At 47.7% G+C, this 26,494-nt stretch carries 25 protein-coding genes, 11 tRNA genes and 1 riboswitch; of the genes, 31 read left to right on the top strand and 5 right to left on the bottom strand.

What is annotated here, in order from left to right; all coding sequences use genetic code 11:
- Window positions 1–26: 26 nt before the first annotated feature.
- The 22 genes from GC096_RS27000 (at window position 27) to GC096_RS38880 (ending at window position 11,115) form a co-directional block, all read left to right on the top strand.
- Window positions 27–118, top strand: a tRNA-Ser gene (locus GC096_RS27000).
- A 34-nt stretch (window positions 119–152) separates the two neighbouring features.
- A tRNA-Glu gene (locus GC096_RS26995) sits at window positions 153–227 on the top strand.
- A 26-nt stretch (window positions 228–253) separates the two neighbouring features.
- Window positions 254–329, top strand: a tRNA-Val gene (locus GC096_RS26990).
- A gap of 74 nt (window positions 330–403) precedes the next feature.
- Window positions 404–480, top strand: a tRNA-Met gene (locus tag GC096_RS26985).
- A gap of 31 nt (window positions 481–511) precedes the next feature.
- Window positions 512–588 (top strand) — tRNA-Asp (locus GC096_RS26980).
- Window positions 589–607: 19 nt separating this feature from the next.
- A tRNA-Lys gene (locus GC096_RS26975) sits at window positions 608–683 on the top strand.
- Window positions 684–703: 20 nt separating this feature from the next.
- Window positions 704–783, top strand: a tRNA-Leu gene (locus GC096_RS26970).
- A gap of 152 nt (window positions 784–935) precedes the next feature.
- Window positions 936–1,187, top strand: coding sequence for a DUF1450 domain-containing protein (locus GC096_RS26965; RefSeq protein ID WP_171634521.1), 252 nt, complete (start codon window positions 936–938; stop codon window positions 1,185–1,187).
- A gap of 113 nt (window positions 1,188–1,300) precedes the next feature.
- Window positions 1,301–1,810, top strand: a complete 510-nt coding sequence (locus GC096_RS26960; protein ID WP_171634520.1) for a ferritin — start codon at window positions 1,301–1,303, stop codon at window positions 1,808–1,810.
- A 128-nt stretch (window positions 1,811–1,938) separates the two neighbouring features.
- Window positions 1,939–2,568, top strand: a complete 630-nt coding sequence (locus GC096_RS26955) for a GyrI-like domain-containing protein (protein ID WP_246302987.1) — start codon at window positions 1,939–1,941, stop codon at window positions 2,566–2,568.
- 57 nt (window positions 2,569–2,625) lie between these two features.
- A complete protein-coding gene (locus tag GC096_RS26950; RefSeq protein ID WP_171634518.1) occupies window positions 2,626–3,081 on the top strand; it encodes an SH3 domain-containing protein in 456 nt (151 codons plus the stop codon).
- 26 nt (window positions 3,082–3,107) lie between these two features.
- Window positions 3,108–3,806 carry an AIM24 family protein gene (locus GC096_RS26945; RefSeq protein ID WP_171634517.1) on the top strand — a complete coding sequence of 233 codons (699 nt, stop codon included), beginning with the start codon at window positions 3,108–3,110 and terminating at the stop codon, window positions 3,804–3,806.
- Between the two features lie 102 nt (window positions 3,807–3,908).
- Window positions 3,909–3,983: transfer RNA gene (locus GC096_RS26940), tRNA-Gly, on the top strand.
- A 6-nt stretch (window positions 3,984–3,989) separates the two neighbouring features.
- Window positions 3,990–4,066, top strand: a tRNA-Arg gene (locus GC096_RS26935).
- A gap of 20 nt (window positions 4,067–4,086) precedes the next feature.
- Window positions 4,087–4,163 (top strand) — tRNA-Pro (locus GC096_RS26930).
- Window positions 4,164–4,178: 15 nt separating this feature from the next.
- Window positions 4,179–4,249 (top strand) — tRNA-Gly (locus GC096_RS26925).
- Between the two features lie 432 nt (window positions 4,250–4,681).
- Window positions 4,682–5,629 carry an acetylxylan esterase gene (locus GC096_RS26920; protein WP_171634516.1) on the top strand — a complete coding sequence of 316 codons (948 nt, stop codon included), beginning with the start codon at window positions 4,682–4,684 and terminating at the stop codon, window positions 5,627–5,629.
- 65 nt (window positions 5,630–5,694) lie between these two features.
- On the top strand, window positions 5,695–6,207 hold the full coding sequence (locus GC096_RS26915) for a GNAT family N-acetyltransferase (protein ID WP_171634514.1): 513 nt from the start codon (window positions 5,695–5,697) through the stop codon (window positions 6,205–6,207).
- Between the two features lie 97 nt (window positions 6,208–6,304).
- A riboswitch (cyclic di-AMP (ydaO/yuaA leader) is annotated at window positions 6,305–6,467 on the top strand.
- 3 nt (window positions 6,468–6,470) lie between these two features.
- A complete protein-coding gene (locus tag GC096_RS26910; RefSeq protein ID WP_246302986.1) occupies window positions 6,471–7,367 on the top strand; it encodes a C40 family peptidase in 897 nt (298 codons plus the stop codon).
- A 184-nt stretch (window positions 7,368–7,551) separates the two neighbouring features.
- Window positions 7,552–8,211, top strand: coding sequence for a hypothetical protein (locus tag GC096_RS26905; RefSeq protein WP_171634513.1), 660 nt, complete (start codon window positions 7,552–7,554; stop codon window positions 8,209–8,211).
- A gap of 225 nt (window positions 8,212–8,436) precedes the next feature.
- A complete protein-coding gene (gene yyaC / locus GC096_RS26900; RefSeq protein ID WP_246302985.1) occupies window positions 8,437–8,970 on the top strand; it encodes a spore protease YyaC in 534 nt (177 codons plus the stop codon).
- Between the two features lie 78 nt (window positions 8,971–9,048).
- The gene (locus GC096_RS38880) at window positions 9,049–11,115 is read left to right on the top strand and encodes an ABC transporter ATP-binding protein (protein WP_246302984.1); all 2,067 of its coding nucleotides are present in this window, start codon (window positions 9,049–9,051) and stop codon (window positions 11,113–11,115) included.
- 347 nt (window positions 11,116–11,462) lie between these two features.
- Here GC096_RS38880 and GC096_RS26890 read toward each other — a convergent pair whose 3' ends face one another.
- Window positions 11,463–12,065, bottom strand: a complete 603-nt coding sequence (locus tag GC096_RS26890; protein WP_171634512.1) for a CcdC protein domain-containing protein — start codon at window positions 12,063–12,065, stop codon at window positions 11,463–11,465.
- A 164-nt stretch (window positions 12,066–12,229) separates the two neighbouring features.
- Here GC096_RS26890 and GC096_RS26885 point away from each other — a divergent pair, with 164 nt between their 5' ends.
- The 4 genes from GC096_RS26885 to GC096_RS26870 all read left to right on the top strand — a co-directional run bounded on the left by GC096_RS26885 (window position 12,230) and on the right by GC096_RS26870 (window position 14,219).
- On the top strand, window positions 12,230–12,526 hold the full coding sequence (locus tag GC096_RS26885) for a hypothetical protein (RefSeq protein ID WP_171634511.1): 297 nt from the start codon (window positions 12,230–12,232) through the stop codon (window positions 12,524–12,526).
- Entirely contained in the window at window positions 12,520–13,155 is a 636-nt protein-coding gene (locus GC096_RS26880) for an HAD-IA family hydrolase (RefSeq protein WP_171634509.1), read from the top strand. The genes GC096_RS26885 and GC096_RS26880 overlap by 7 nt, the downstream gene beginning before the upstream one ends.
- Before the next feature lie 158 nt (window positions 13,156–13,313).
- Window positions 13,314–13,790, top strand: coding sequence for a signal peptidase II (gene lspA / locus GC096_RS26875; protein ID WP_171634508.1), 477 nt, complete (start codon window positions 13,314–13,316; stop codon window positions 13,788–13,790).
- 93 nt (window positions 13,791–13,883) lie between these two features.
- Complete coding sequence (locus GC096_RS26870) at window positions 13,884–14,219, top strand: hypothetical protein (RefSeq protein ID WP_171634506.1); 336 nt, start codon at window positions 13,884–13,886, stop codon at window positions 14,217–14,219.
- 111 nt (window positions 14,220–14,330) lie between these two features.
- Here the strand turns inward: GC096_RS26870 and GC096_RS26865 are convergent, their stop codons facing one another.
- A complete protein-coding gene (locus GC096_RS26865; RefSeq protein WP_171634505.1) occupies window positions 14,331–16,478 on the bottom strand; it encodes a DNA topoisomerase III in 2,148 nt (715 codons plus the stop codon).
- A gap of 178 nt (window positions 16,479–16,656) precedes the next feature.
- Here GC096_RS26865 and GC096_RS26860 point away from each other — a divergent pair, with 178 nt between their 5' ends.
- The 3 genes from GC096_RS26860 (at window position 16,657) to GC096_RS26850 (ending at window position 19,406) form a co-directional block, all read left to right on the top strand.
- Window positions 16,657–18,279, top strand: coding sequence for a sensor domain-containing diguanylate cyclase (locus GC096_RS26860; RefSeq protein ID WP_171634504.1), 1,623 nt, complete (start codon window positions 16,657–16,659; stop codon window positions 18,277–18,279).
- A 20-nt stretch (window positions 18,280–18,299) separates the two neighbouring features.
- Complete coding sequence (locus tag GC096_RS26855; RefSeq protein WP_171634502.1) at window positions 18,300–18,983, top strand: NAD(P)H-binding protein; 684 nt, start codon at window positions 18,300–18,302, stop codon at window positions 18,981–18,983.
- Between the two features lie 129 nt (window positions 18,984–19,112).
- Window positions 19,113–19,406, top strand: a complete 294-nt coding sequence (locus tag GC096_RS26850) for a Dabb family protein (protein ID WP_171634500.1) — start codon at window positions 19,113–19,115, stop codon at window positions 19,404–19,406.
- A 314-nt stretch (window positions 19,407–19,720) separates the two neighbouring features.
- On the opposite strand, the gene GC096_RS26845 is transcribed toward GC096_RS26850, so the two are convergent.
- Genes GC096_RS26845 through GC096_RS26835 form a run of 3 tightly spaced genes read right to left on the bottom strand, consistent with a single transcriptional unit; the run spans window position 19,721 to window position 24,501 of the window.
- Window positions 19,721–21,325, bottom strand: coding sequence for a helix-turn-helix domain-containing protein (locus GC096_RS26845; RefSeq protein ID WP_171634499.1), 1,605 nt, complete (start codon window positions 21,323–21,325; stop codon window positions 19,721–19,723).
- Window positions 21,318–23,105, bottom strand: a complete 1,788-nt coding sequence (locus GC096_RS26840; RefSeq protein WP_171634497.1) for a sensor histidine kinase — start codon at window positions 23,103–23,105, stop codon at window positions 21,318–21,320. Before GC096_RS26840 ends, GC096_RS26845 begins: the two co-directional genes overlap by 8 nt.
- Before the next feature lie 34 nt (window positions 23,106–23,139).
- A complete protein-coding gene (locus GC096_RS26835) occupies window positions 23,140–24,501 on the bottom strand; it encodes a sulfatase-like hydrolase/transferase (RefSeq protein ID WP_171634496.1) in 1,362 nt (453 codons plus the stop codon).
- A gap of 189 nt (window positions 24,502–24,690) precedes the next feature.
- Here GC096_RS26835 and GC096_RS26830 point away from each other — a divergent pair, with 189 nt between their 5' ends.
- Entirely contained in the window at window positions 24,691–25,635 is a 945-nt protein-coding gene (locus GC096_RS26830; RefSeq protein WP_171634495.1) for a carbohydrate ABC transporter permease, read from the top strand.
- 15 nt (window positions 25,636–25,650) lie between these two features.
- On the top strand, window positions 25,651–26,481 hold the full coding sequence (locus GC096_RS26825) for a carbohydrate ABC transporter permease (RefSeq protein WP_171634493.1): 831 nt from the start codon (window positions 25,651–25,653) through the stop codon (window positions 26,479–26,481).
- The last annotated feature ends 13 nt before the right edge of the window (window positions 26,482–26,494 follow it).

Below are 26,494 nucleotides of genomic sequence, written 5' to 3'. Positions count from 1 at the left end.
ATTCTTACAAACCAGGACTTTTTTATGGAGAGGTGTCCGAGCTGGCCGAAGGAGCACGATTGGAAATCGTGTAGGCGTCACAAGCGTCTCGAGGGTTCGAATCCCTCTCTCTCCGCCATAAGAGCTTTCAAATTAGAAAAGCCTGTATACGAGGCCCGTTGGTCAAGTGGTTAAGACACCTCCCTTTCACGGAGGTAACAGGGGTTCGAGTCCCCTACGGGTCACCATCAATTCCTACAAAGATTTATCCCATGGAGGCTTAGCTCAGCTGGGAGAGCATCTGCCTTACAAGCAGAGGGTCGGCGGTTCGATCCCGTCAGCCTCCACCATTTTATCTTTTCAGAAGAAAGTTAGGATGTCTTCAATTTTCTCTGGGAATAATAAAATATCATGCTAGTATTGTCGCGGGGTGGAGCAGCCCGGTAGCTCGTCGGGCTCATAACCCGAAGGCCGCAGGTTCAAATCCTGCCCCCGCAACCAACCTCTTACTAAGAGGAGAATTACATAGTGTGGAGCTGTGGTGTAGTGGCCCAACATGCCTGCCTGTCACGCAGGAGACCGCGGGTTCGAATCCCGTCAGCTCCGCCATTTTTTATGTATACACCATGAGTCATTAGCTCAGTTGGTAGAGCACCTGACTTTTAATCAGGGTGTCGTAGGTTCGAATCCTACATGACTCACCACTTGCCTTATTTATCAGCATGCGCGTATGGCGGAATTGGCAGACGCACTAGACTTAGGATCTAGCGGGCGACCGTGGGGGTTCAAGTCCCTCTACGCGCATCCAAACAAAAAGAGCTTTCTTTCATCCTTTAACGGGGATAGAAGAAAGCTTTTTTTCGTACATGCATATCTAAAATATGGTTGACATTGATTATTATTATCACTAATATCAAGAGTAGTGATTGAAGCGAAATGGCGGGAGGAGATCGCATTTGAAAACGATTAAATACTGCTGCAGAAATGAGAAATTCGGATCGAAACAAATATATAAGTCGTTGAAGCACGAGTACCCAGATTTGAAACAAAAGAAGAAGGAATGCTTAGGTAATTGCCGGCATTGCAAGAAAGAATGTATCGCCATGATTGGGAAGAAGAAGCTGCTTTGCGCGGAGTCACCAGACCATTTATATGCTCAGATTAAGGAAATCATATCGGCGTCGAAGGCCAAAAGTGTGACGGCTTGAACTTAAATCTGCTAAAATTGTTACTTCCGTTTGTATTTGTATGCACAATTCTGTTAATCTTGTATGTATGGGGAATACGCAAGAGATAACCATACAGAAAGGTGTGTGCACAGATGCTAAACGATACACTAACACAAGCGCTCAATGAGCAGATGAATTATGAGTTTTATTCCGCGCACGTCTACTTAGCTATTGCTGGTTATTGCGCTGCGGAAAGCTTGGATGGATTTTCGAACTTTTTTAAAGTACAAGCAGAAGAAGAGAAGTTCCATGCCATGAAGATTTTTAAATTTATTAATGACCGTGGGAAAAAGGTCAGCTTTGATGGCATGAACACGCCTGTGAATCAATACGAGTCTATTTTGGACGCATTTGAACATGCTTACCTGCATGAGCAAGAAGTTACGAAACGGATTTATCACCTATCCGATTTGGCATTGAATGATAGAGAGCATGCGACTATGCAGTTCTTGAAATGGTTCATTGACGAGCAGGTTGAAGAAGAAGCCATGTTCGATAGCATTATCAACAAGCTGAAACGTATCGATAAAGATAGCAATGCGTTCTACATGTTGGATGCCGAATTTGCACAACGTTCCTTCACGCCGCCAGCTGCGGAATAATTACATATCCTTTTCATGAGACAAAACTTACTTGTTTCGCAATTATGCGAAGGGTAAGTTTTTTCTGTTTGTTGACATAAGGGTGTCAGGGTTTATTTTGTATAGTAATAGAAAAAGAAAGGAAGTGCATGATGGAGAAATTAGATCTAGCCAAGGCCTATAAAGCTTATTACACAGCTTCAACGAAGCCAGAACTCGTTGTTTTTGAACCTATTTCCTATGTAACCATTATAGGCAAAGGAGATCCCAACGGTACCATCTTCGCTAACGCTACAGAAGCGCTGTATACGGTCGCCTACGGCGTTAAAGGGCATTACAAGAAGCTGGAAAAAGATTTCACAGTAGCGAAGCTCGAAGGGCAATGGTGGGTAGATGGGGATCCCCGAACGGCTTTGGAGGTACCGAGGGAAGAATGGCATTGGAAGTTATTGATTCGCATGCCAACGTATGTGTCGGGTGAGGTTGTGGAAGAAGCACGTACAGCTGCAATGGTAAAGAAAAAGGAACTGAAGCGAATAGCTAATGTTGGCTATGAATCCTTGAATGAGGGAACCTGTGTCCAGATGCTGCACGTCGGACCATATGCGACTGAACCGGAAACACTTTCTCAAATGTATCCATATATAGAGAAGAACCAGCTAAGGATCTGTGGTCTTCATCATGAGATCTACTTATCGGATCCGAGGAAGATAGAGCCTGCCAAAATGAAAACGATTTTGAGATATCCTGTTGAAGCGGAAAAAGTGGTGATGGGGTGAATTTTGCTGTAAAATAGAACATAATGTCGAGCAGCCAACCAGGGGGAGGGATAGCGGGTGCGAATACGTAGCATATCTAGGTTTGGACGAGCTATTGGTGTCTTTATAATCATCGTTGGGTTCATGTATCCAATGCCCGCTGCCCACGCTTCTTGGTTGGATCGGGTAAAAGAAATCTATCAATTGCCAAGCAATGTAGAACAAATCCAAAAGGATTATGAGGCTACGAAGCAGCAATTAGAAGAGCAGAAGGACAAGTTGTCGGAAGCCGTCAGACAGTCTCAAGAAATCGAGGATCGTCTCCTCAGTCAGAATGAGGCACTTAAGAAGGACAACGAGCAGTTACAAGAACGTTTGAAGGCGATGGAACAAGTTGCGCTGGATAAGGATAAACGAAATCGCAAAATAACCTACATGGTGATTACGGCTGCCGCGTTGGTTGTAGGCTATTTCTTGCTTGGACGTGTGTTTCGCTTCTTCGTTTGGCAGAGAAGGAAGCGTGGAATGCGCTAACAGCATTGGTGAGGAGGTTGTGTGGTTTGGAGATCATCTATGAAAATGCAAGCTCACAAGCTAGGATGGCTACACTGCAGCTTCTTAAGGGAGAGGCTGTGCATGTACTGCATCCCAACCAAATTGTTGCATTTCAGGGAAGGCCTGAGCAGCGTGAAGATGCACTGATGAAGCTTCCTAGCATGTATAGGAAGAAGCGGTTGATCCAATCACGCATACTCGGTCCTGGGCGTGTGTTAATGGGATTGCCAGAAGCGTATAGTTTGGCTGTCGTGCCTTTGGAAGCCGAAGATGATCTATTGTTTGAATTTCGACATGTGCTGTTCTATACGGAAGGTGTGACCTTTACAACGCATCTACAGAGTGTGAAGAACACGCTGATCACGCAAGATTTAGTTAAAATGCAGTTTCACGGTCCCGGAAGTCTAGGTTTGCTAACAGCTGGCCCTATACATCACATGGCCCTGGATGCTGTGGAGCCTTTGTATGTTGATGTGAGTTGTCTTGTTGCCTATCCGCGGCAAGCTAAGCTGCGCCTCTGTGTATACGGCAACACTCTGGCAAGTCAGCACATGAATTATCACTGGGAGATTACGGGGCATGGTCATGTGCTCATGCAGCCTTGTAAGCCAGATCCCAAGTTGGACGAACATATGAAAGCGGATAGCTTGCTGCGCCGCATAGCACGAGAAGTTCTGCCATTTGGCGGCGTTTTCATAAAATAATAAAAAAATATGAAAAATAGTTGCATTTGTTTTGAATACCTGATATATTATTCCTTGTCGCCTCAGAGAATCACTTGATGAGCGAAAGAGAAATGACACCGTGCGGAAGTGGCTCAGCGGTAGAGCATCGCCTTGCCAAGGCGAGGGTCGCGGGTTCGATCCCCGTCTTCCGCTCCAATATTTGCGCCCTTAGCTCAGCTGGATAGAGTATTTGACTACGAATCAAAAGGTCGGGAGTTCGAATCTCTCAGGGCGCGCCATTTACACTTTATATTCACTACGGGACGTAGCTCAGCTTGGTAGAGCACCTGCTTTGGGAGCAGGGGGTCGCATGTTCAAATCGTGTCGTCCCGACCATTTTAGAATTTATATGCGGGCGTAGTTTAATGGTAGAACTTCAGCCTTCCAAGCTGATCGCGCGGGTTCGATTCCCGCCGCCCGCTTACAAAGAAAGAGACCACCTTCGGGTGGTCTCTTTCTATATAATTAGGGAATTGAACCCTGAGGGGTTCAATTGAGCAATAAATCTACTGCCCGCTATTTAACTGGATTTTCTCCATCTATTTGAAGCCGATTTCTCGAATTTGAAAGATTAACTGTATTTCTAGTTAATTCCTTCGATTTGTTCGATTCTTACAAAATCATACAAATAAAATGTACTTTCTCCATCTAATCACGAAAATACGTCAGATTCGAGTAAATTAGCTGTAGTTTATACATCTAAACACGAATCGGGAGTCTTCTTTGGCGGCAAAAAAAACGACAGAATCATCGACGCAGAGTATCGACGCTCCGTCTCATTTTCATATTTTCCAATAGTCATACACGTGTATCTAGGTTAAAATGGGAAAAACATGCAAAGGGGACTTACCGAAATGAACGCTATTGAAAATCGTATTCAGGGGTTACACCAGTATCATTCGCAGTTAACGGCACCTGCTGATCTGGCTGCATTCTGGGAGCGCACATATGCAGAAGCTACGCAAGATGCATCCTATACAAGAGAGCCGGTAGCATCACCTTTTGTACAAGCTGAAGTGAATAAGATCGTCTTGCAAGGTGCTGCGGAAACACCGATCCATGCTTGGTTGCTGCTGCCTAATGCAGAGAGCAAGTCTAAGAAGGCACCTTGTATTGTTACATTCCCAGGCTATACTGGCTCCAGGGGAAGGCCCGAGGATCATGCAGCTTGGTTGCTTATGGGGTATGCGGTACTTGCGGTTGATGTACGCGGGCAAGGCGGCGATAGCGGGAACCTACTACCACAGGAGACTGGCATGACGAGGGGCTGGATTACACAGGGCATTCTCGATGCGGAGACGAGCTATTATCGAGCGGTTGCGATCGATTCCTTGCGTGCCGTGCAATGTGCGTTAGAGCAGCCAGAGATCGACAGTGAGCGTGTATTCGTATACGGCGGAAGCCAAGGAGGAGGGCTTGCCCTACTCGTAACCGCGCTGGAGAAGCGTATTCGGGCAACGATTGCCCATGTACCGAATCTATGCCACATGGATCTAGGCTTGTTGCAATCGGTTAGCTCGCTTAGTGAGGCTGCGGATTTTGTTACCCGGTTTCCAGAATATCTGACTGATGTACTGAGAACGGTTTCTTATTTCGATATCGTGAACCTAGGTGATCGTATTCAGCAGCCTGTTCACCTTACGGTAGGGTTGAAAGATACGTGTTGCTTACCAGAAGCGATTTTCGCTGCGTATAACCGAATTGAATCTGCCCACAAATCCATTGAAGTGTACCCCTTCATGGGGCATGCGACACCACCTGGTTCTCATGCAGCGGCACATGCCTTTTTCTCAAAATGGTAAGGTCTTAAGTTAAGAAGCTTCACACTTGGATAACCTATAACTAACTTGAAGGGAGGTGATGACAGATGGAAAAAGAGGATTCATTTGAAGAGGTGTTCGAGCTGATGGAAGCTGCCTTTCCTGTAACTGAAATAAGGACGTATGAAGGTCAACGAGCACTGTTATCTCATCCTAATTACCGCATCGATGTCGAGAGAGATGCTCAAGGGCAACTGCTTGGTTTCTTGGCCAGTTGGAACTTTAGCATGTTCCGATTTGTGGAACATATTGCCGTCAATGCTGCCATAAGAGGCGGTGGGATTGGCAAGCAAATGCTGACGACGTATATGAGCGGTGCAAGCACGCCTATCGTACTTGAAGTCGAGCCTCCGACTGCCTCAGAAGCTACACGGAGAATTGAATTCTATAAGCGCTGCGGCTTCCATTTGAACCTATTTCCTTATGCGCAGCCACCACTCAGAGAAGGGCAACTGAAATTGCCTCTCAACATCATGAGTTATCCTAGTCCGATGACGGAAAGTGAGTTTGAACCCTGTAAGCATATCCTATTTACCGAGGTGTATAAGCAGCTGCTCTGAAAAGAGCGGCTGTTTTTTTGTGCTTTTACATAGAAAAGGAAACACTTACCATCTCGCAAAAGTTGTCAGGGTAAAACGAACTATGCTAGTCTAACATAGACAAAAAATGCCGAATCTCAGAGCATCGAAAGCTCTGGTACGGGGGACTTCTTTACTTGGGGTGAATGAATGCTCAGTTAGCCATAGGCTAATGGGGCGCGCTAGGGAAAACCTCTTCCCGAACCCGTCAACTAACCTCGGAGGCTTCAAGGAGGCACAACGTTTTGAAACTTTTTACCAAAAGCTTTATTTGTTCATGCGCTCTTGTAGGCGCAGCCATTTTCCTGTTCGCCGCTCCATCCACGCATGCTGCTGCCCCAGACACCTCTTCGGTGAAGGTTCAAGTCAATGATGACTTGGTGCAGTTCCCGGAAGTACAGCCGTTTATTGATACGGAGGGTACACTGCAGGTGCCATTACGTGTGCTATCGGAGAAGTTAGGCTATCAAGTGGGATGGGTGAAGCAAGGCGAAGAAGTCGTCGTCACGCTTATGAACAAGGAACAGGCGATTCAACTCACTACGGACGAAGAGCAAGCGATCGTGAACAGTAAGTTAGTTGAATTAGAGAGCAGTCCAACTTTGGTTAAGGGGAGCACCTATGTCCCTTTACGCTTTGTTACAGAGACGTTTGGATCTGCGATTGCGTGGAACGATGCGAATAAAATCGCCATCGTGGAAGAGGACGGCAAGACTCATAAGCCAGCCTGGATTGCACCACCACCAGTAGCTCTAGCAGCCCCAGTGGCCAAGGTCGTTCAGTCATCCATTGCAGCTCAAATTATTCAAGCTGCAACGACGTTCAAAGGGACACCGTACCGATGGGGAGGAACTACACCTAAGGGCTTCGATTGCTCTGGGTTCGTTCGTTATGTATACGAGGCCAAAGGTATCGAGCTGCCACGCACCTCCGTGCAAATGTACGATAATGCGGGGGCAAGAGTGACGGATTTGAAAGCGGGAGACCTCGTCTTCTTTGCTTCTGGTATCGTCAACCATGTAGGCATTTACATCGGAAATAATCAATTCATTTCCTCGACAACGTCCGTTGGTGTAACGGTTGACAGTCTCGCAAGCTCCTATTGGGGCTCCAGATATGTAGGTGCCAAACGCGTGTTATAAAATAGCTGCAAAATCAAGTGTAAGTACTGGTATAAGAGCGTATGTTCGCGATGACTTTCTGTATGGAAAGCAAAGCGGCAGATGCTCTTTTTTTTGCGCGAATTTGTGCGATTTTTATCGAATTTTTGAGAATTATAGCCTATAATGAAACAATGGTTGGAAGAAAGTAGGTGGCGCGTGCGGCATGCAAGTCAGTGTCTGGAAAAGCTTGTTTCATAAAATTAAATTGTCGGGTCGAACAGATCGCATGTATAACGTGGAAACAGGTCCTGCCATACCAGAAGACATTCGGATCGTGATTAAGCAATTTTTTCATTCGTATAACCATTTCAAAGGGGCTAGGCAATTCCAAACAGATACATTTATTAAAGAAGTATTTTACGCAACAAAACAAGATCCGAGGGATCAGCGCTCCATAGATGAGATGGAAACTTATATTCAGAGCAAGAATGTGAGCCGGTTACGCCTGAAATCTTATGTGATTGATGAATATTTACGCGTTGGTGAGAAAGTGTGTATGATCGGTGTGACGCGGGAGTTTAGCAATGCGCATCGGAATCGTGTGCTTTATTTTATCATTCAGGAAGAAGGCATTTGGCGGTTCCATCATATCGTGAGATCACATCATGGCAAAATTCTTGAGAAATTTCAGGTGAAGGAACAGGTTGGATTTGTGGTTGGGGATGATAAGGTAGCGCTGCTCTTTCTTACACATGCCGATTCGGCGGATGCTTCCACGTTCATGTTAGGGGATTATGTTCACTCAGAAGGTTATCTGGAAGTGGAGCAAGAGGTCAGCGGTCAGCTCTATTATCGCATTGTTCGAATGAATCGCGTACATTAAGATGGTTGAATACGCTTCATGAACTACTTCGTGATCAAAAGTGGAATTTTTGAACAACCTCTATAAGCGGCATGAATAGGCTTTGCTCGGGTGTCGAGTAACGCTTATTTGGTGTATGCGAATATGGAAGTATGCAAGTGGACACAGCCCACCTCCATGTGAAAGAATGGAACTATTATGCATCAGGTGAAAGGTTAGGTGTACATGCCTGAAAGGGAGGCAAAGATGGAGAAAGAACCGATGGAGCTGCAGGAGCAGTTTTGGAAAAAAGTAGATGGCGAGCAGTTAGGGCAACTTCTGCAAATGATTGCCTTGAGCAAGGGGCTGGAGCCTAGTCGGGTTGCTTTTGTATGTATAGGGACAGATCGCTCAACAGGCGATTCACTAGGTCCACTTGTGGGGAGTAGGCTTGCAGAGCTGGGCTATCCTTACGTCATTGGCACGCTTGCAGCACCGTGTGATGCTACTAATTTGGCCATGCGCTTGCAGGAAATTCCACCGAATGTTGTCGTTATTGCGATAGATGCTTGTTTGGGACGGAAATTAAGTGTGGGTTTGTACCAATTGTCGAACCAGCCACTAGCTCCAGGGAAATCAGTAGGTAAAGTCTTGCCTCCTATTGGTGATTACACGATTGCGGCGATCGTGAATGTGGATGGACCTAGGCAGTATAATGTCCTGCAAACGACTTCGTTATTTCGTGTTATGCAGATGGCAGAAGATGTAATCCGTGCAATTGTTTATGCCATTCCTTTGTAGCTGAGGGGCAGCAAAGAGGAGAAAGATCGGAGTGATGGGTGAGTGATTGGACCAGGTGGAGCAGGTGGGCCAGGGGGAATGGGACGGCTTTCCGACCGGAATCGTCCAAAGGCCAAGTTGAAGGATGTATCGATACGAAGGATTTTGTTATTGTTCAAAAGATATTGGGGACAGCTCTTGGTCATTATCGGCTTGGCACTGCTTGCGGCAGTGATGGGGTTGATCCCGCCTCTAGTCATGAAGGAAATTATTGATACCGCAATTCCGCAGGGACGTGTTCAACTATTGTCCGTAATGGCGCTGCTGTTAATCGTGCTGCCTGTGTTGAGCGGAATGGTAGGCGTATGGCAGAACCATCTCAATACCAAAGTAACCCAAGGGGTTATTCGGGATTTGGGGCAGTCCTTGTTTCACAATTTGCAGCGGCAATCGATGTCGTTCTTCACGGACGCGCGCTCTGGCGAAATCGTTCAGCGGATCACAGGGGATGTGCAGTCGGTACAGAGTGTGGTTACGTCTATTGTCGTCTCTTCGATCACGCAAATCGTCGTCGTTTTCACGACAATTGGTATCTTATTTGCGTTAGATTGGAAGCTGGCGATCATATCGGTGCTCATCCTGCCACTTTTCGTCTTGCCTGTGAAAAAGGTATCCAAGCTGCGGAAAGAGCTACGGATTGAAACCCAGAAGGTGCGCTCAGACATCACCTCGCAGCTGAATGAAAATTTCGGCATTTCGGGTGCGTTATTGACGCGGATTTTTGGCAGAGAGAAGCAGCAAGAACAAGAATTCACAACGATGAATCAAAAGGTGATGGATCTCGAGCTGCGGCTCAATCTGGTCGGCCGCTGGTTCGGAATGGCAACGAGCACGTTAGGACCGTTAGGCACGGCTATTATTTATATCTATGGCGGTTACTCCGTCATTCAGGGGGATATGACTTTAGGCTCGATCGTCGCGTTTACGGCGTATTTGGGACGGTTGTATATGCCAGTAGGGACCCTGCTGAATCTACATGTCGAGGTAGCGACAGCGCTGGGGGTATTCCAGCGGATTTTCGAGTATCAGGACATGGTGCCTGATGTGATGGATGCAGAAGGTGCGCGCCAGTTAGGACCTGTGGCGGGGCATGTGCGGTATAAGCAGGTGTCTTTTGCTTATAAGGTTGGGGAGTCGGGTAGAGCGAGGGAGAAAGGGAAGGCCGCGGAAGCAGGGCCAAGGGCTACACCGGGGGAACAAAGGGAAAGAGAAAGGCTGGTGGGCCGAGGCGAGGGAGCTGTGGGAGAGAGGCTGGTGGAACGAGGCGAAGGAGATGAGAGAGGGAAGCTGGCGGAACGAGCCGAAGGAGCGGAGAGAGAGAGGCTGGAGGACCGAAGCGAAGGAGCGGAGAGAGAGAGGCTGGCGGACCAAAGCGGGGCAAGGGAGAAGGTGCAGTATGCGCTGCGCGACATCACCTTCGAGGCGCAGCCTGGTGAGATGGTAGCGCTTGTTGGACCTAGCGGCGCCGGGAAGTCGACGCTGATCGGGATGATCGCGCGGCTGTACGACCCGACAGCCGGGGCTGTTGAGGTCGACGGCGTGAACGTCCGCGACGTGGAGTTAGCGTCGCTGCGCGCGCAGATCGCGTACGTGACGCAGGAGTCCTTTCTGTTCCACGCGACGATTGGCGACAACCTGCGCTTCGCGCGGGAGGACGCTACGCGTGAGGAAATGGAGGCCGCTTGTCGTCAGGCCTACATCCACGATTTCATCGTGTCGCTCCCCGAAGGGTACGACACGATGGTCGGAGAGCGCGGCCACCGGCTCTCCGGTGGCGAGCGCCAGCGTATCGCGATTGCTCGCGCGATCCTGAAGCGCCCGCGCATCCTCATCCTCGATGAGGCCACGTCGCACCTGGACTCGGAATCCGAGTCCTATGTGCAGGCGGCGCTCGAGGAGCTGATGCAAGGGCGCACGACGCTCGTGATCGCGCACCGGCTCTCCACGGTGCTGGCCGCCGATCACATTCTGGTGATCGAAGCGGGCAGTGTCGTGGAGCGGGGCACGCACAGCGAGCTGCTGGCGCTGGAAGGGCTGTACGCACGGCTGTACAGCACGCAGTTCGCGAAGGCTGCCGAGGATGCAGCGAAGGGCGGATTAGCATAGCCTCGGAAACGCAGGAAATAAGGCCCGAAAAGGGCCTTATTTCCTTGCGGGAAGCCGTCGGCGTAGTGAATAGCGCCCCAGAAGGGCGCTAAAAGCAAGTATCGCCCATCGAATGGGCGGGAAGCCCTCGGCGTAGTAAATAGCGTCCGAAAAGGGCGCTAAAATAGAATATCGCCCACAAAGGGATACTCCTCAGGTCAATTGACCTAGGGAGTATCCCTTTCTTGTTAAGTGCCTAATTTGTTTAATTGATCAAGTGTGTGCGGCGTAAGGGGGCGGATTAAGATAGGAGTAAGAGTAGGAGTAGGAGTAGGCAGAATGTGGGAGGGGGATGCCCTCACGTTCCGTTACTCCACCCGAACATTCGCCTGCGGGCTAGAAACCCCTGTTCCGGTAGCCCCATGGTTCCCGATCACAACATCATCGCTATCCGCCAATCCTGCCGGATCCAGTTTGGTTCCTTCGCGCAGTAAGTAGCCAAAAAACAAAACGTAGTACGACACGATGATAAAGAAAACGCCAGCGGTGATGGGATCCTTTGTAAATTGTGAGAATTCAGCAGGGTTGAAGGAAGTTGTTGCCCCCGTGGAAATAGCCACGCTAGCGTAGCGATACGCGATGCGACCTAGGAAGAGAACAAGGACGGTGATCTCAATCCAGAGATGTGTACGATAGTACCAGCCATCACTTCGATGCTCGAAGCGGGTATGGCGAATTGCCGTTCGCCCGAGCAAGGCGCCGCCAGCCAGTCCGATCAAGTAGCCGATGAAATGGATGGGATGAACGAAGCCCAAGAGGAAGATGACCACTCCCAAGAGGCTGAACAGCGACAGACGAAAGGTGAGCCTGCCACGGGAAAGCTTTTGAAAGCCAATGGTGCGCTTCACCCGTCGATAAATAAAAAAACCAAAGATAAGAAACGGAATTACATAATGCAAAGAGTCCTGCATGGGGAAGTACCTCCAAACCTGTTAGTGTATTTCCTAATTGTAGCAAATTTGGACGGCTCATCGTGAGAAATGTTATTCCGTTTACAAAATTGTGTCATACACTTAATAGTAGTTCGATAAACTTACTATTACACACTCAAAGTGCCGCAAGGAGTTGACGGTAAATGGCTATGATCACTCATGTTAATGTATGTAATAAAGTTAATGAAATTTACTGTTGTCTTCGTAATAAAGTTGTGAAGCTCGATGCGCAGCAGAAGGAGCAATTCTGCAATGGCTGTAAAATGTTCGCAGGTGGTGCAACGGGTTATGACCACGGTGTTTCTTGTACGTGGGAGGATTTGCGAACCGTAAGTAATCCGCATGTGGTCCTAGACCCAGCCCAAGAGTTTAAACATAACCAAATTCGCCAAGTGCCGCCCGAGGGTCCGGCCTTATTTGTATATACACCCAGATGGTAAAACACATCCTATTTGATTTTGACGGGACACTTGTCGATTCCAGGGCGCTCCTGGTAAAGCTTTATAATGAAATGGCCATTCAACATCGTTTCCGTCCCATCCGCGAACAGGATTTGGGTCCGTTACGCTCGATGTCGATATCTGAACGCGTAGATCGCTTAGGGGTTCCCGTGCTCCAAATTCCTAAGCTGATGGTGGCAGGACGGCAGCTCTACCACGAGAATATCCGATCACTGCAAATCGTGCCTGGTATGAAAGAGGTTATTGCGAAGCTGTCCACACAAGGGGTTAAGAGCTCGATTCTTTCTTCCAATTCAGAAGCGAATATTCGGCTTTTTTTACGAAAAAATAAGTTGGAAGGTGCATTTAAGGAGATCATTTCAGCGAAACATATTTTCGGCAAACATCATTCGATTCGCAAAGTGATGAAGCAATGGGGAACCACGCCTACACGGATGATTTATGTCGGTGATGAATTGCGAGATATTGAATCCTGTAAGAAGTTAGGTGTGCCAATCGTAGCTGTGACGTGGGGATATGATTCACCTCAGCTACTCCACAGTGGAAGTCCTGACTACATGGCAAATACGCCTGGTGAGCTATACCGAACACTAATAAGCCTAAGTTGAGGACTACAGCAGGAATAGTCAAGAGCCGCCACAGGGAGGGACTGAGGGGGCTTTTTTATCATGCAAGAAAACCGAGAATCGCAGAATTAACAGGTAACCATCCGTTTCAAGTAAAATAAGAGTGAGGTTAAAGCTTGAGAGTCGATGGGAGTGAGAGCATGTTATTTTATTCAATCATTGTTGTGATTACAGCTGTCGATCAGCTGACTAAGTATTGGATACGTTCGGTGATGACGGTTGGCGAATCCATGCCCTTTTATAAAGATTTCATTTCATTCACGTATTATCAAAATAGTGGGGCAGCTGGCAGTTCGCTTCAGGGATGGGCTCCAGTACTTGGAGTTCTCGCGGTTCTCATTGTCGCAGGGATTTGGTGGTACCGTAAAAAAGGGGGCTTCCCGGGGACGTTAAAACAAAGTGCAGCTGCCTTCCTTGTGGGTGGGGCGATTGGCAACGGAATTGAACGGCTTCTATTCGGGAAGGTCACCGATTTCATCGTCTTTAACTCCGGGAATGGGATTATGAATCTGGCGGATATTGCGATTAATTTAGGTGTTGTGCTGTATGTAGTGGACATGCTTCTATTGCAGAGAGGCAGATGGAAAGGAAATGGGAAGAACCCACAAATTTCATAGGTATTTAAACCCTTAAATGAAGTATTAATATAGATCTAAAGAACTATTTATGGTATCCTTCAAGTAGGAATACGTCATTGGAGGGATGGTCACATGAAAGCGGATCGACAAGATCTTGTTGATGAGTTTTTTGCGATGATTCGAAAGCTGAACCGCACGGGATCCGATATTATGCATGTAAGGGAGTTTTTCTGGCGCTCGTCTGAAATTCGCGGATTTATCCCGCCAACTGTTGAGTTTATGACGGTTCTCAAAGCTTATAATGCGGTGCTTTTTCATGAGTTTCGGAAATCACTAGTGCCTCATACAAGTATGCATATCTTAGCCAATGTTCACATGGAGGCAGGAGATGCGCTGGTTAGCTTGGGGATCACAACGCTGGAAGATCTCGAATTAGCAGTTAAAGGCAGGATATTAACCAGAGCATAAAGAGTCGTCATGAATAGAAACAAGCAAGCAGATGCCGGTATAGAAGTTGTTCTCATAGTGTAAAAGCAAGCCCAAGCGAAGAAGCAAGTCGCTTGGGCTTTATTCTTGGTATTAGTCTTCTTTTCTCTGCTGAAGGGCTGCAAGCAGCTTGTCTGCGAGCGAGTTCCCTACTCCGGCAGAATCGGAGAATTGCTCGATCAGCTGGCGGTTGACTTTGGCTGTAGCCTTGCGACTGCCACCTTTAGACTCACCGTCGATTTTCTCAATGACATTGCAGGGACGGCATTGAAAATATTTGCCTGCTTTTCCCGTATGTATTTCCATCTTCTTATGACACTGTGGGCATCTATGGTTCGTTAATTGCCCGTCAGCTTCACGTTTATACGAGCATTCCCGACTGGAACAAACCAGATAACGTCCTCGTTTGCCCTTAACTTCCTGAAGGAACTCGCCGCAATCGGGGCATTTGCTGCCGGTTAAATTATGCGGCTTATACGCTGCGGAGCTGCGTTTGACTTCATCGACGAGCTCGGCTGCTTTCTTGCGGATTCCGCTGAGGAAAGCTTCCATGCTTCCTTTGCCTTTGGAGATGCGTTCAAGCTCCTGCTCCCAGCGTGCTGTAAGCTCGGGTGAACGAAGTTCCTCAGAAGCAAGCTCGATGAGCTGTGTGCCCTTGCCAGTAGGGATGAGCAAGGAGCCTTGACGCTCAATCGTGTCGGAGGACACAAGCTTCTCGATGATATCTGCACGAGTTGCAGGTGTGCCAAGACCGAATTTCTCCATCTGCGACAGCAAGGAAGCCTCATTATGGCGAGAAGGCGGTTTCGTTTGGCGGCTAACTTGCCGGACGTTGCGAGCGGTAACTGCATCCTTCTCAGACGCTTGGGGCAGCAGTTGCCCTGTATCTTCCTCGGATTCATTGTCTTCCCGATCGGGATCGGTGAAATCGGTGGCGCCGTACACGTCTTTCCAGCCGGCTTGCTTCACGACTTTGCCTGAGGCATAGAGCTTCTCTCCAGCAATTTCAATCGTTAACTTCGTTTCATCATAGCGGCAAGGACCGCTGAATAAAGCTAAGAAACGGCGAAGAATCAGATCATAGAGTCGACGTTCATCTGCGCTTAGCGTAGCGAGTGAGATGGCTTCACCTGTCGGGATGATGGCATGGTGATCGCTGACTTTGGAGTCGTCGACGATTCGCTTCGTTATTGTCAGAGGCTTCCGGATAAAAGGTGCCGCAAGTGCCGCATAAGGGCCAATAGTAGCCCCTTTCAAACGGCCGAGCAAGGTCGGTACCATATCTGAGGTCAAGTAACGCGAATCGGTTCGCGGGTAAGTGACCAACTTGTATTGCTCATACAGTCGTTGCAGGACATTCGACGTTTGCTTAGCAGAGAAGCCGAATTTGCGGTTCGCGTCGCGTTGCAGCTCCGTCAAATCATAAGCCAGCGGATGCGGGATCTGCTTCTCGGTCTTATTCACCTGCACGATGCGGCCGCTCTGGCCTTGCAGCTTAGCTTTCAAGGCGTCGGCGCGCTCGCGGTCAAATATGCGCGAGTCGCCGGTCTTCGGGTCCCGCCACTGGGCGCGGAAGGACCCAAGCTCGGCTTCGATCAACCAGTAGTCGACAGACAGGAAATCACGGATTTCCGCCTCACGGTTGATCATCATGGCCAGCGTGGGCGTCTGCACGCGCCCAGCGGATAACGACGCGCCGAACTTGCTGGTCAGCGCGCGGGTTACGTTGAGGCCGATGAGCCAATCGGCCTCGGAACGACAGACGGCTGCTTGATACAGCCGGTTGTAGTCGGTGCCGGGCTTCAGCTGCGCGAAGCCCTCGCGAATCGCCTGATCCGTCTGCGACGAGATCCAAAGCCGTTTGAACGGCTTCTTCCAGCGGATCAGCTCCATAATCCAGCGCGCGACGAGCTCGCCTTCGCGCCCCGCATCGGTTGCGATGACCAGCTCCGACAGGTCGCCACGGCGGCTGAGATGCTCGATCGCACGAAACTGCTGCGAGGTTTCTTTCATGACTTTGAGCTTCATTTTGCCAGGGATAATGGGCAGATCTTCAAGGTTCCAAGTCTTGAACTTGGGATCGTAATCATCGGGCTCAGCGAGCGTGACGAGGTGGCCTAGTGCCCAGGTAACGACGTATTTGGCACCTTCGAAGTGGTGTTTTTGCTTCTGATTACAGCCCAGTACACGAGCAATTTCTTTGGCTACACTTGGTTTTTCAGTTAGTACGAGAATTTTCATAGGGGCAATTACCTCTTTTCTACATACCAATTAGCATAAGCGAAAGGGCCCTACTTTTCAAACAGGTAATAGTTCGAAATATTTGTACGTTTATGCCGAAAATCAGCGGAATTTGTCTATTTTCACCCTAATATAAGGTATAATGGTGATATATAGAATAAAAAGGGGGGAAACCTCGATGGGGCACATGTTTTCTCTTTTTTCCGATCATACCATTAAAACAAGACTTCAACTCTGGATAAGCGCGATTATAGTGGTACTGGCATTTTCGATCATCGTTCCTTTTTACTTTATAGAGAAGAGTAATCGGTTAGAAGAGGCTAGAGTTCAACTCAAACAAGTGATTGCGTTACAGAGCTTATATATCGAACGCTGGAATCAGGAAAAGTTGGATGCGATTAAACGTTTTGCACTTTCAGATAATGCCAAGTTCCACCGGATAGGTGATTTGAAACGGGAATTCCAAGATTATGCAAAGGTGAATTCGGAATTTTTATCGATTACTTTCGTTGAGCCGGATGGTAACATTCGCACAGATACGACTTCGATTTATGTGGGCGATCGTCAGTATTACAGGCTCGGGAAGGAAAAGAAAAGCGTTGTTTCGGGTGTCGTGATGTCGAAAGATAATGGAGCACCTGTTATTACATTCTCTTCTCCAGTACTAGGCGATCAAGGTGAATTCAAGGGGATTGTGCTGGGGATTATTACACTTGAAATGTTGAATAAATTGATGGCTCAGCTTAGCTTCGGGGACACAGGTGAAGTCTATGTGCTGGATTCAGAAGGCAATATTGTAACGGCCTCTAACCGCACGGATAATGGTGCAATTACCCAAAGTGTGGCATCGGAAATCTATCATCGTGCCTTGTCGAGTAGTACGGATTATAGTGCGTATAAAGGCTTCCGAGGGGAGAGCGTGTATGGTCAATACCAATGGTCCCAGGGGAAAAACTGGCTTGTTGTTGGGGAAATTACTCAGAAAGAAATTTTTAGAAAGCTAAATGAATTAAGTATAACGATTATTATCATTTCCTTGATCGCACTGCTTCTCAGTGTCGCGGCTGCAGTGATGATTGCTTCCAAGATGGAGCGGCCGATTCGTTATTTGCTGCGTGCCACGAAGATCATTCAGAAGGGGAATTACGATTACCAGATCAATGTGGATAAAATTAGAAATGCTCCTGTGGAGCTGCGACAATTAGTGGCTACCTTCAATCTCATGTCCGATCGGTTGAAGTCTAACATTTCGTTATTAGAACATTCGGCATGGATGGATCAATTGACAGATGTCCATAATCGACGCTATATGATGCTAGAAGGCAATAAGCAATTGCAGTCGTGTATTTACTCCGGACAGACCTGCTCTGTCTTGATGATGGATATTGATCATTTTAAGAAAATTAATGACACGTATGGTCACTTGGTCGGTGACGGTGTTCTCCATCATGTCGCAAGTATCCTAAGACGGTATGCGGGAGAGGATGCGATTGTGGCAAGGTATGGCGGCGAAGAGTTCATTCTGTTATTACTGCGGAAGGATGCGCAAGAGAGCACTGCAGTAGCTGAGGAATTACGAAATATTTTAATAGATGAACCTTATAGCAAAGAGCCGTTAACGGTCAAAATAACCGCAAGCATCGGAGTCGCCGAATACTCACCGACGTTGGAATACGGAACGATGGTGCTGGAAGATATGGTGTCTAGGGCAGACCATGCGCTGTATCGCGCAAAGTCAGGTGGAAGAAATCGTGTCGAAGTTGATACCAAAAGGTTGTATGATGAAGATGATCATGTATAAATATGACGCGGAGGTGTGCTATGAAAGGGAGAACGGCGATTGTTGCGGGAGGATCGGGCTTAGTCGGCAAGGAACTGATCAAACAGCTATTGAACGATCCGGACTATGATAGGATCATTGCATTAGTTCGTAAGAAAATGGATTTCGATCAGCCGAATGGACAGGGGAAACTAGAGCAGCGCGTGATTGATTTCGCTAAACTGGGCGAGAGCCTGAAGTCCTCGGAATTCTCGCATGCTCATGTCTACTGTACCTTAGGAACAACGATCAAAAAAGCAGGCTCGAAACAGCAATTCCGCAGAGTAGACCGAGACTATCCCCTCATGTTAGCCGAAGTGGCGAGCAAGGGACAAGCAGATAGCTTCGCCATTGTAACAGCCATGGGAGCAGATCGCACATCCTCCTTTTTCTACAATCAGGTAAAGGGCGAAGTGGAAGATAAGCTGCGGGGAATGCGACTTCGTTCGCTTCACTTGCTTCGGCCTTCTCTCATTCTGGGTAACCGTGGGGAATTCCGATTAGGTGAGAAACTGGGAGGCATCGTTTCGCGGGCCATTGCTCCGCTGATGACGGGGCGTCTTCGCAAGTATCGTCCCATTCATGCACGAACGATTGCTACAGGCTTAATAAGAGCAGCCAAGTCGGGGAAAACGGGCGTTCAGGTGTTAAGCTCCGATCGGATTGCCTCTATTGCTGGTAGATGATCAGCTTGTTCAGCCGCGTGTCTGCCCCTTTTCCTCGAAAATGAGAGTGGTACTCGGCTTGGGTTTTTGTTAAGATTAGTGTCGTTCATTATTAATGTCCTAAATGAGTATAGAAAGAAGGTTCACATCATGATTGATCATATCGTCCTTGTTAAATTTGCTGAAACAACTACGCAAGAGCAGCTGCAAGAGGTAGTTGACCGTTTCAAAGCGCTGCGTCCCCATCTGACAGGTATCGTTGATATCCAAGCGGGAATTAACTTTTTCGAGAAAAATCAAGGCTTCCAAGTTGTACTTTCCGTTCGTTTTGAAGATAAAGCGGCATTGGCAGCTTACGGTCCGAACCCGGAGCATCAAGCGGTAGCCGCGTATATTCGTGAAGTTGGCCGTGTAGACAGCTTAATCGTGGATATTGAGATTTAGTTGTTACTGGTTAACTAGGTAAAGGAACGTAGATCCGCTATTTTGGCGAAAATGGATGGAATCTGGAGGAAAGGGAACCTGGTTCCGCTATTTCACCATTTAGGGCCTCTGGGCAGCGAAGTTGGAGAGAATAGCGTACTCACGTTCCGCAACTTTGGATATTTGCCCGAAATTCGGGAAATAAGGGATCTACGTTCCCTTTCGAACTAAAAAGCATGAGAGTAAGCAGAAGCAGTCCGTCCTCGTCAGAGGGCGGGCTGCTTTTGTTTGATTCCAGTCTAATGTGGCGGTGCAGGTGCAATTACCATGTACGCCTACATCTTCTTTCGATATTCGGAAGGTGACAACTGGGTAAACCCGCGAAACAGCTTGATGAAATAGCTTGTGTGCTCAAAACCAAGCTGTTCCGCGATTTGTTCAATACTCGCATCAGAGGTATCTAATAGCTCGCGTGCGCGTTCCATTTTGGAGCGATTGACGAACTCGACGAAGGTTTCGCCGGTTTCTTTCTTGAACAGCCGGCTGAAATGCGAGGCATTCAGGTTCAGCCGTCCTGCCATTTCCTCCATGCTGGTTCGATCGCCCAGATGCAGCAGGATATATCGCTTCGCCTCGGCAATTTCTTTGCGTATGCTATGAGTACTGAGCACTTGTACGGCTGCTCTTTTATCCGAAAGAAACTGATGCATCCACTCTTCTAGATGATCTAGCGTAACAATTGCGTAAATGGTCTGATGCAGCAGCTCCGCCTTGAAATTCGAGACAAAGTGCTGCATCACGATATATTTGAGTTCCAGCTCCATCACGAGATTAACCATCCAGCTACGAACGGTATCGACAGGGTACCGTTTGGTTCGAATAAGTCCGAACCACTTGGTCATTGCAGCCTGTAGGTCCTCTTCTACACTGCTTTGAATACAAGTTCGGAAATCTTGAACCGCTTCTGAGTAATGAACGAAGAGATCGTCGTCGGTGGCTTCCATGGGCATAACAGGGATGATCTGCTTTTCTCCAGCGTAGAAGCGAAATAGCTTGGCATCTAGCAACGCTTGGATTTGCTTTTTCAGTGACGGCAGATCGTTACAGAGCTCCCCGATATAAAGGGAAATATCGATACGCATGTATCGATGGAAGGCTTGCTGCGCCTGGCGGAGCGCGGTACGGATTTCCTCGTGCACGTTTCTTTTCAACGTTCTGGGGAAGGGGAACAGCAGGATCGCATGCCGTTCATCCAGAGACAGATTAACGCAGCCCTCGGTAGATATGGACTCGTTTAAGGTGTTATCAAGCACGAACTGCACCAAATGAGCTCCACCAAAGCGTGATTCCACATCAACGATTCGCTCGGGTAAGGCTAAGACAGGCAGGTAGCAGCTGCCCTCTCCAAGATGAATGCCGAAGGACGAGGCCTTCTCTGCCCATTCGGACTCATTTAGTACGGGCTGTTCGAGCAAGGTACGCAGGAAGGTAGAACGGATGACAGAGCTGTTCTGTTTCACAACCGCCTGCAGCTTGCGGACGTCCTGCTTCGCGGTTCTTTCCTCGTTCATCTGGGTGCTGAGCGATTGAAGCAGCTCGATGAGATGCTCGATCTGTAAGCTTTCTTTAAGCACATACTCGCTTACATGTAATTTAACGGCCTTCTGCGCGTAGTGAAAGTCTTCATGGCAGGAAAGAATAATCGTTTTTAACTGTGGATTGCTGGAGCGGACCTTCTCCAACAGTTCGATCCCATTCATAATGGGCATTCCGATATCCGTAATTAAGATGTCTGGGTGATGCAGCTCGCAGGCTTCAAGCGCCTCTTCACCGTCTGCGCATGAGGCAACGAGCGTTAGTCCCAAGGTATCCCAAGGGATACTTGAGGTTAAATAATCAAGGATCGGTATATGATCATCAGCGAGCACGACTTTATACATGAGGTTCACTCCTTCTGAAGTCAGCAGGAATATGGAGTTCAATCGTCATTCCTTGTTGCGGCTGGCTGTGAATTTTCATCTCGAATAGATCGCCATAAATTAGTTTAAGCCGTTCATACACATTGGAAAGACCAATTCCTGAAGAGCGTGTGCTATCTAGCATAGCCGATTGCATGACGATCTGCTTTTTGTTGCGTAATAAGCGTTCTTGGAGCTGCTCGAGGGTCACGTCATCCATCCCTATGCCATCATCTTTGATCGTGATGAGCAGGGTGCTGCTCGTTTTCTGAGCACGGATCACGATGGTCCCTTTCCTGCGATTGAAGCCATGCTTATAAGCATTCTCGATAAGGGGCTGAAGGATAAATCGCGGTACTTCCTCCATCAGCAGTTCTGATTCCACATCCACAATTGCGGTAGCCGGATGCCGAATGGCGAAATTCATCAAATCCATATACTGCTTGATCGTTGCAAGCTCAGCGTGTAAGGGAATGAACTCCAGTTGATTGGAAATCATGGCACGAAGCAGGGAAGACAAGGACTCGATGAGTTCTGCATTCTCAGAGTCTTCCTTCATGAGCAGCTTCAAGCGGATGGAGCTTAGCACATTGAAAAGAAAATGCGGATGTATCTGGGCTTGCAGCATTGCGAGTTCTGCATGACGTTTCAGCTCTTGCTCGAGCTTCACATGCTCCAGCATCTCTAGGATACGGTCCAGCATGTTGTCAAACGAGCGCCCAAACTGCCCAACTTCATCACCGCCTCGAATATTGGAGCGAATATTCATGTCGCCTGCTTCTACCTTTTGCACGACAAGACCCAGTACTTTAATCGGCTTTGTAAAACGCTGCAGCAGATAGACAAGAGCTATCAGGAAGCCAGCAGCGAAAAGAATTTGAAGAATAAGTCCTGAATGGTACATGCCAGTAAGTTTTTCCGTTAGTTGCTCATAGGGCGCCACACTAACGAGCTTCCAACCTGCAAAGCGTAAGGGGAGGGCCGTATAAAGTTGATTGGCACCATGTAGTTGAATCATGCCAGCAGGGCTGACTTGGCTTACATCCATAATCGTATGGAGGGATTGCCCAATTAATCCCGTGTTACGGTTCGATAAGATCTGATTATTGGCGTCTAGCAAATAAACATCCTCTGTAAACCCATCGAATAAATCACGAATCGCATTCTCTGACCGACTCACAATTAGAGAAGCAAGTGGTTTAGGCGAGTCGCTGTACAGCATACGTGAGGTCATGAATACATATGGTTTCTCTTGTGCCTGAAGCGGAATGTAGTTCGGTTCTGCGCCAATAAATAGCGTGTCATACGCGGATAGGTTAGCTAACTTAGGAAACCAATCACGTTTCGTGAAGAGAAGCGGGTTCCAATCATAGAACGAGTAATCTGAGTAGGCGCGGCCATCCGTCATTAACAGGGTGAGCAGCAAATCAGGCTTTTCACCTGCGATTTGTTCGAGTCGTGTGGTGATCTGCTTCGCCGCCAGCGGATCCGTTTTCCCATTTTCCATCAAGCCGCGCAACTCAGGATCAAATTGAATGAAATTAGCGATGGAAATCATTTCATCGAAAATATTATAGATCTGGTTCTGAACGATCTGCAGCGATTGGGCAGATTTCTCTTGTGTCTGCTCGCGGATGATGCGTTCAGAATACACGATGGTCACATAAAGCATCAATAGGGTAGGAAATACCAGGCACGCGATCGAGGTAAGTATCAGTTTCTGCCGGAGTGACAGTCTATGGAGATAGAGTAGGAATCGCATGTCTGGATGACCTCCTTAGGATGTTCGCTACACGTTATACATAACCGGCATTCTGGTAATCGGGATTAGCTTCAGGGCCAAAACCTAACTCGCTGCGACGCAGACGGAATTGTTCGACTTGTTCGGCATATTCCGGTTCATCAATGAAATTAAGCGATTCCTCGGGATTGCGGTGTAAATCGAATAGCACTTCTGGCATTGTTTCGCCATAATATTGATACTTCAGATGATCACGTTTAATCATAAGGTTGGTGCCCATAAACTGGGAGATGGTTTCATTGTTCCACCCTTCCCCGTTATTAGCCATGAGTGGGACAAGACTTCGACTATCAAGCCCATCTGGAACAGGGGTCTCTGATAAATCACATAATGTTGCGAACAGATCACATAGATTGACGTTTGCTTCGACAACGCCGCCATTTTGGAACTTCCGTGGGTAACGGATAATTAAAGGAACTCGTGCACTCGCATCGAAAAACTTCTGCTTCTCCCAAATCCCATGCTGCCCCAACATTTCGCCATGATCGCTCGTATATACGATGATCCAGTCATCGAGGTTTTGGCCGGCGTGGGTGAGCGCATCGAGCACTTCCCCATACATGCTATCGATGGTTTCAACCATCCCGTAGTAGGCTGCTGTCGCTCGTCGCAGATCGCGTTCAGTGACATCGGAACCAGCTTTTACTTGGTGTTGGGACAGAAACGGATGATCGAATACTTCTTCGTCCAGGTAAGGATCCACACGATTTAAATAATAATTGAATTTCTCTTCACTCGTGAAGTACGGATAGTGAGGTTGAAGCAAGCTCACCTTCAGGAGCAACGGTTGGGTTTGATCTCTATCATAGTATGGATTGCAGAAAAAATCCTTGATAAACTGCTTAGCTCCCTGCACAGCATACTCATCATGGGATACGCAGAGCCCTTTGCCGACGCCGGCGCGTGTGATTTCTTTGGCATCCGACCATTTCACTTCTGCAAAATTTTTGCGATGAGCCATCGCTTTACCACCGATATAATATGGATTTACTTGGATATCTCCGCTGATCCGTGACGTCCAGCCTTGCATTTGATCCGTTCCGAGATGATGGAGTTTGCCGCTAACGACGGTTTCATAGCCCTCCAAGGCGAACTGCCTTGCGAAGGTCATCGAGCCTGGGGGCAAGTCCTGCCCGAACTTCTCGCATTTGCTTGTACGAGGGAGCTGACCCGACATGATGCATTGGCGGGCGGGGATACAGATGGGGGAAGGCGTGTACGCATTCGTGAACACAACGCCATCCTTAGCAAGCATGTCCATAATCGGTGTTCGTATAACGGTATTGCCCGCCCAACCGGCAACATCAGGGCGATGCTCATCACTCATTAGAAATAGCATATTCGGTTTCTTGTCCATGAATCATCTCTCCTTCGGCGTTAAGATACTTCCTATAATAGTGATTTATGGCGCCGAGCACATTCAACGAATTTTGCAAAAGCCAAAAAAATTCGCGCATTTTTTTTTGCAAATAGAAAAATTCGTTTCATGTATTTCCTTTTCGATGCTCCTATAATGAGCGTATACAACGATGAATGAGGTGATTACATGGAACAAGTGTTAATCAAAAGTGTAACAGAGGCTAAGGGGAGAACAGCTCCACGTTACGCACGCAAGCAATCTTTCTACAATAACATTGCAGGCTATTTATTTATATCACCAATGCTGATTACAACGACAATGCTCACGATTATCCCCATTCTGCTCTCTGCCATCATCAGCTTCACAGATTGGAATTTCATCACAGGCATAGGACACATCAAGTTCACTGGTGTAAAGAATTATCAAGGACTGGTGCATGATGAAAATTTCTTGCGCGCGATCAAAAACAACATCTACTTAATGGGTGTCGTGCCCGTCGCCATGTTCCTCTCATTGGTCTTGGCTGTGCTGATTAATTCAGCAACCTACTTCAAAACCTTTTTCAAAGTCATCTACTTCATGCCTTTCATCTCCAGCTTTGTTGCGGTAGCCGTACTTTGGCGAGTCTTATTTCATCCGAACAGCGGACCGATCAATGGCTTCTTGAAATCGATTGGCATTGCACATCCACCGATGTGGCTGGCTGATCCCAGTTATGCACTCCTCTCCGTGATGATTATTATGGTGTGGGCGTCGCTCGGGTTTAACATGATTATCTTTCTAGCCGGCTTGCAAAACATTCCTAAGGATCTGTATGAAGCAGCCGGAATTGATGGGGCATCGCCGATTAAACAATTTTTCTCCGTCACGTTGCCGATGCTTTCACCAACGACATTTTTCTTGCTGATTACGGGGATTGTATCGTCTTTTAAAGCTTTCGATCTCATTATGATTCTGACAAATGGTGGACCTGCAGGCTCAACGTCGGTGATCGTCTTCTACTTATATGAAACCGCGTTCATTAATTTGAAATCCGGTTATGCATCAGCCATTGGGATGATTCTATTATTCTTCATTCTGTTAATAACACTGATCCAATGGATTGGTCAGAAGAAATGGGTAAATTATTAATCGGGAGGTGATCCTATGCAAAGAATTCGACTATATCGCTCGTTAATCACGCTTGGCATGGCACTAGGAGGCATTATCTTCGTCTTGCCTTTTGTTTGGATGCTTTCCGCTTCCTTCAAGCCGGAGCTAGATGTCCTGACGTATCCCATTCAATGGATTCCACAGAAATGGAATGCTTCAAACAATTATAGCGAAGTATGGGCAGGTGCCCTGCCATTTACGCTATATTATTGGAATAGCTTGAAAGTCACGATCATGACGACACTTTTTTCCCTGCTCATCTCCTGTATGGCGGCTTACGGCTTCTCGAAAGTGGCGTTCAAGGGACGCGATCTTATCTTCGTACTCGTACTTGCAACGTTCATGATTCCGCATCAAGCGATTCTAGTGCCGCAATTCATCATGTTCCGCTGGTTAGGCTTATTCGACAGCCATCTGGGGCTTGTGCTAATCGGCGCTTCGGGCGTGCTCGGTACGTTCTTGCTTCGTCAGTTCTTTATGGGCATTCATAACGAAATTATCGAATCGGCCCGGATGGATGGTGCAAACCATTGGGTGACCTTCTACCGGATCACGCTTCCATTAGTGCGACCAGCCATGGCTACGTATATGATCTTACGATTCATCTGGACATGGAATGATTATCAGAATCCACTTATTTTCTTACGCTCTGAAAATTTGTTCACCATTCAACTGGGCATGCGGAAGTTCGCTGACGTGAACGGCGAGTACTTATCTCTCATCATGGCAGCAGCCGTTTCAGCCATTCTTCCTTTATTGATTATTTTCATCATAGGTCAAAAGCATGTCATTGAAGGTGTCGCTTCAGGCAGCGTCAAGGGTTAGCACATTCATACTT

The organism is Paenibacillus plantarum (assembly GCF_013141695.1).
In the GTDB taxonomy this organism is placed as follows: Bacteria; Bacillota; Bacilli; order Paenibacillales; family NBRC-103111; genus Paenibacillus_E; species Paenibacillus_E plantarum.
The sequence above is the reverse complement of the archived record's forward strand: the minus strand, read 5'-3'. Positions and strand labels throughout refer to the sequence as shown.

Bases quoted from the DNA above. Each gene is read 5' to 3' on its own strand.
- GC096_RS26960 (WP_171634520.1), top strand. From the start codon at position 1,301: ATGCTAAACGATACACTAACACAAGCGCTCAATGAGCAGATGAATTAT.
- GC096_RS26955 (WP_246302987.1), top strand. From the start codon at position 1,939: ATGATGGAGAAATTAGATCTAGCCAAGGCCTATAAAGCTTATTACACA.
- GC096_RS26920 (WP_171634516.1), top strand. From the start codon at position 4,682: ATGAACGCTATTGAAAATCGTATTCAGGGGTTACACCAGTATCATTCG.
- GC096_RS26915 (WP_171634514.1), top strand. From the start codon at position 5,695: ATGGAAAAAGAGGATTCATTTGAAGAGGTGTTCGAGCTGATGGAAGCT.
- GC096_RS26905 (WP_171634513.1), top strand. From the start codon at position 7,552: ATGCAAGTCAGTGTCTGGAAAAGCTTGTTTCATAAAATTAAATTGTCG.
- yyaC (WP_246302985.1), top strand. From the start codon at position 8,437: ATGGAGAAAGAACCGATGGAGCTGCAGGAGCAGTTTTGGAAAAAAGTA.
- GC096_RS38880 (WP_246302984.1), top strand. From the start codon at position 9,049: ATGGGACGGCTTTCCGACCGGAATCGTCCAAAGGCCAAGTTGAAGGAT.
- GC096_RS26890 (WP_171634512.1), bottom strand. From the start codon at position 12,065: ATGCAGGACTCTTTGCATTATGTAATTCCGTTTCTTATCTTTGGTTTT.
- GC096_RS26885 (WP_171634511.1), top strand. From the start codon at position 12,230: ATGGCTATGATCACTCATGTTAATGTATGTAATAAAGTTAATGAAATT.
- GC096_RS26880 (WP_171634509.1), top strand. From the start codon at position 12,520: ATGGTAAAACACATCCTATTTGATTTTGACGGGACACTTGTCGATTCC.
- lspA (WP_171634508.1), top strand. From the start codon at position 13,314: ATGTTATTTTATTCAATCATTGTTGTGATTACAGCTGTCGATCAGCTG.
- GC096_RS26870 (WP_171634506.1), top strand. From the start codon at position 13,884: ATGAAAGCGGATCGACAAGATCTTGTTGATGAGTTTTTTGCGATGATT.
- GC096_RS26865 (WP_171634505.1), bottom strand. From the start codon at position 16,478: ATGAAAATTCTCGTACTAACTGAAAAACCAAGTGTAGCCAAAGAAATT.
- GC096_RS26860 (WP_171634504.1), top strand. From the start codon at position 16,657: ATGGGGCACATGTTTTCTCTTTTTTCCGATCATACCATTAAAACAAGA.
- GC096_RS26855 (WP_171634502.1), top strand. From the start codon at position 18,300: ATGAAAGGGAGAACGGCGATTGTTGCGGGAGGATCGGGCTTAGTCGGC.
- GC096_RS26850 (WP_171634500.1), top strand. From the start codon at position 19,113: ATGATTGATCATATCGTCCTTGTTAAATTTGCTGAAACAACTACGCAA.
- GC096_RS26845 (WP_171634499.1), bottom strand. From the start codon at position 21,325: ATGTATAAAGTCGTGCTCGCTGATGATCATATACCGATCCTTGATTAT.
- GC096_RS26840 (WP_171634497.1), bottom strand. From the start codon at position 23,105: ATGCGATTCCTACTCTATCTCCATAGACTGTCACTCCGGCAGAAACTG.
- GC096_RS26835 (WP_171634496.1), bottom strand. From the start codon at position 24,501: ATGGACAAGAAACCGAATATGCTATTTCTAATGAGTGATGAGCATCGC.
- GC096_RS26830 (WP_171634495.1), top strand. From the start codon at position 24,691: ATGGAACAAGTGTTAATCAAAAGTGTAACAGAGGCTAAGGGGAGAACA.
- GC096_RS26825 (WP_171634493.1), top strand. From the start codon at position 25,651: ATGCAAAGAATTCGACTATATCGCTCGTTAATCACGCTTGGCATGGCA.